Origin of the sequence: Rheinheimera muenzenbergensis, from assembly GCF_036984005.1 — a bacterium.
Lineage (GTDB): Bacteria > Pseudomonadota > Gammaproteobacteria > Enterobacterales > Alteromonadaceae > Alishewanella > Alishewanella muenzenbergensis.
The window spans coordinates 1-3681 of the sequence record NZ_JALAAR010000037.1 but is presented as its reverse complement, the minus strand read 5'-3'; the positions used below and the strand labels follow the sequence as shown (position 1 = coordinate 3681).

General features: G+C 44.4%; 6 protein-coding genes. All 6 read left to right on the top strand.

Annotated features, from left to right (window positions below):
• Nucleotides 1-422 precede the first annotated feature (422 nt).
• The 6 genes from MN202_RS20355 (at nucleotide 423) to MN202_RS20330 (ending at nucleotide 3586) form a co-directional block, all read left to right on the top strand.
• A complete protein-coding gene (locus MN202_RS20355; RefSeq protein WP_335737964.1) occupies nucleotides 423-716 on the top strand; it encodes a hypothetical protein in 294 nt (97 codons plus the stop codon).
• Between the two features lie 106 nt (nucleotides 717-822).
• A complete protein-coding gene (locus MN202_RS20350; RefSeq protein WP_306127134.1) occupies nucleotides 823-1167 on the top strand; it encodes a VOC family protein in 345 nt (114 codons plus the stop codon).
• 100 nt (nucleotides 1168-1267) lie between these two features.
• Entirely contained in the window at nucleotides 1268-1684 is a 417-nt protein-coding gene (locus tag MN202_RS20345) for a DUF6678 family protein (protein ID WP_335737963.1), read from the top strand.
• Nucleotides 1685-2233: 549 nt separating this feature from the next.
• On the top strand, nucleotides 2234-2470 hold the full coding sequence (locus MN202_RS20340; protein ID WP_335737962.1) for a DUF1496 domain-containing protein: 237 nt from the start codon (nucleotides 2234-2236) through the stop codon (nucleotides 2468-2470).
• A gap of 100 nt (nucleotides 2471-2570) precedes the next feature.
• A complete protein-coding gene (locus MN202_RS20335; protein ID WP_335737961.1) occupies nucleotides 2571-3086 on the top strand; it encodes a CPCC family cysteine-rich protein in 516 nt (171 codons plus the stop codon).
• A gap of 128 nt (nucleotides 3087-3214) precedes the next feature.
• Nucleotides 3215-3586, top strand: coding sequence for an SMI1/KNR4 family protein (locus tag MN202_RS20330; protein WP_335737960.1), 372 nt, complete (start codon nucleotides 3215-3217; stop codon nucleotides 3584-3586).
• Nucleotides 3587-3681: the final 95 nt, after the last annotated feature.

The window sequence follows — 3681 nt, the reverse complement described above, 5'->3', positions numbered from 1 at the left end:
AAAAATAAGCGAACCGGGCCGTTCAACAGGCGTTTAGCCGTCACTGAACAACGTGCCGGATAAAACGCTAAAGCGTTTTCGGGTTTTAACGGTTTTAGTCAGTAGTTTTGTTCCGGCCTTGCTCGCGTTTGGTTTTCTTAGCGGCAGCGCCAAAAGTTAAAGTTCGCCAGTTTGTGGGTTTGCTGCAAACGGTGGTGGCGGTAGCGTTGTTCTTTGTGGCTTCGCTTAACAGTTTTAAAGGTTCCGGTTGGCTCGCTGTGTCGCAGTTAACCGGTTTCGTTTTTTATTAATAGCAGTCTGCCGTTGTTCAGGTTTGCCAGTGCGGCAAGCCGCGAAAGTCCGGTTCAGGCTGCTAACAAGGCCAGTCAAGCGACGCCAAACGGCGTCGCGCTTGCTGGCAGCGTTATATGTAAACGGAAATCATGGTTAAATTAGCTGTCGAACAAGCAATTATTCAAGCTCTAAAGGAGCTAGAAGAATCAGGCGATATAGTTGTTACCACAACAATACCATCGCTAGTCGCTGCGAAAATAAACACAGCTGTACAAGCGGTTTCTCCAAATCTGTTAACACAGGAAGAGTTTTCGGCAGTAAAAAATGCAGTAAATGTAACTTGGTCGGGCTTCCACCTAGATGACTGGGATTTTCAAACTCACATTGGCCTTACTCGTGAGCAATTAAAAGATACTCTAAATAAAATGGGTAAAACCGAGTGAAACACATAACAAACAAAGGCAGCATCGCCCTGCGGGCTGGACGCGCTAACGCGCGCCGCTGCTTTGGGCGTTAGCCGCTTGAGTTACCCATGTTCAGGAGAAAACAATGGATGTTGTCGATATAAAAGCTTTTGTTCCGAGTAAAGACTATGAAATTTCAAAGGCTTTCTATTCAGAGATCGGATTTGAATCAGAGTTCGTTTCTGAGGACTTAACCCTTTTTCAAAGCGGAGATTGTCTTTTCTTCTTGCAGCGCTTTTTCAACGAAGACTTGGCTAATAATTTTATGCTTCAGGTTTGCGTTTCAGATATCGATACAGCATACAGCCTTTGCTCTCAATCAAAGCACAAAACAAAAATCACTCCAGTTCAGAGTGAGTCGTGGGGTAAGGTGTTTTATTTGTGGGGGCCAGTTGGTGAACTACTACACATTACGGAGTTGGGCGGCTAACAATGCGCATCACTCGCTCCCGTTGGTCGCTGGGACGCCAACCCGCTGCGCGGCTCGTCGCCCGTGTGCTAAGCGTTAGGTATCCATGAGCATTCTACCGATGTCAGAATCTTGTCCTACCACTGTGGATTTGGATAAGTTAAAAAAAGAAATAAAATCAAAGAACTTGGCTGGACTTTGCAACAACACAAAATGGGATGAGCTATTAACTGCGTTTAGAGCGAATGAATGGACTGTATGTAATCGTTCTAAATGGATAAACGGTTTTATATCGGACTGGGAAAATGATTGGTTTTATCACCTCCCATTTCCATTTGTCGGTGTTGAGTGGTTTGACATTAAATTCGTAAAAACAATTTTTATCATCAGAGATGGCGGCAGGTTTGAGGAAGAAGCAAACTTGAAAGATGAGATTCTAAATTGTCTTAGTGATATTGGTGTAGAGTTTGAAGTCGCATCTGATTTTGTTAGGGTCTGGGGTTATGCACCTAAGTGTTATCAAGAGTTTAACGGGTAAAATACCTAACAAGGCCCAGCATTCCGCAGCCTGTGGCTGCCGGACTCGCTACGCTCGCCGCTGTGGGCGGCGTTAAATGGCAATTATGAAATCATGTGCAATGGTGTCACTCCTACTTTTAATAGGGTGTAGTAGCTCAATACCGTACGACGAGATACGAAAGGATAGCTACGGTCATGATGGGCCAGGCTACGCCGATGAAAAATTATCTGAGGATTCCTACAAGATCCGAGTGTTGGGTTACGATGATACTGATGAATCGGTATTTATGCTTTTCTTTCATAAAAGGGCTTCTGAGCTATGTGGAAGAAATACATACGCAGTTCTCGAATATAACGAGACCATAATTGTTATATCCCACACTGTTCAGGGTTATGCGAGTAGAGGCGTTACCGGTATAGTAAAATGCATTTAACAAGGCCAGTCAGCAACGCCCACTGCGTGGGCTGGACCTCAAACCCGCTGCGCGGTTTTTTCGGCCGCTGCTGGCTGCGTTATAACTTCATTCAACACAAGCTTAACCATCAAATTTATAAAGGAGACAATCAAATGAAAGGATTACTACTTGGGCTTACGGCATTATTGGTTGCAACAACTGTTAGTGCAGAAACTACAAACGATACCAACGACGCAAAGCCAGTAGATTTCTCTAAGTATTGTTATTACGCAGACGTTGAGTATTCTGCTGGATCAATCATGGAGCAAGCCGGTCGTAAAGTTCAGTGTGTACGCACAGCTGAGAGTTCAGATTTAGTCTGGGAAGAGTATAAGCGTAATCAGTTATAACAAATTGCTAAATTTCGTTCCGGCCACAAACGGCGTGGCCTCCACTGGACTGCCTACGCTGCGCTGCGGCAGCCCATTAGCAACGCGTTAGCTGTAAATCATGTATCGAACACCTGAATTAAAAATCGAGATAAAGCCAGGAATGGGAATCGATGAGATCCATTCTTTGCTAGCAAAAGCCATGGAATTTCCTGAATACTATGGAAATAACTGGGACGCATTTGACGAATGTATCAACGATGTAGGTTTTTCCAATCCACCTGAAATTCTTATCATAAAAGGGTGGGATCATTTTATTCGCGAGCACCCAAGAGATGCGAAGTTGTTCTGGTCATGTATCGCACAGCGGGAAGTGACGAAGAAGCCAACTACCGTGTTAGTTACTCCTCGGGCGTGCCCTTGTTGTGGATATTTAACGCTATCAGATTGGAATAGTGGTTCTTGGGAAATATGTGAGATTTGTAACTGGGAAGACGATGCGGTTCAATTTAACGACCCAGCATATGAAGGTGGTGCAAATAAAGAGTCTCTAATTCAAGCTCGCAAGCGCTTTGGTAAAAGTAAATCAGAGGCCTTACGGTATGTTAAAGAATTTCGCGGTGCAGGCAACAGCTAACAAACAGCTCAAACCGACCTCCACTGCGTTGCTCGTTTTGTGCTTTTCCGCTACGCTCGCACAAAACAATCAACTCCGTTCCGGCGGCTTAGCTGGGCGTTAGTTGTACTTAATCTGAGTCAGAGTAAATGGAAGAATTCGAAGTGAAAATACCTACCGATATCGAAATTGCAGAAGCTCAAGAAAAGCTAGGTTTCACTTTTCCACCCGAATATGTGGCATTCATTAAATCTGGATATGATCTAGGGGATGCTCCTCTTGAAGCATTGGAAATCGTCGATCCACCTAGTTATGCAGACATATATGAAGCTTTGGTGAGTGCTCGAAAATTTTATGATTTACCTGTTGAGCTTATGCCTATCTGTGAAGACAACTCCGATTACTATTGCATCAATAATCATGGTGAAGTGGTGTTTTGGTCGCACAATGGAACTACCGATGAAAAGTGGGCAAACGTAACTGTATGGCGTAATCAAATGGTTCTAGAGGCTGGCGAATAACGTACAACTAACAAGGCCGCGGAGTTTTTCAAGGTAGTTGTCCGATTTTCCGGTTTTATGCTGCTGCCTGAGTCGGTACAATTTCCCGCTCCGGA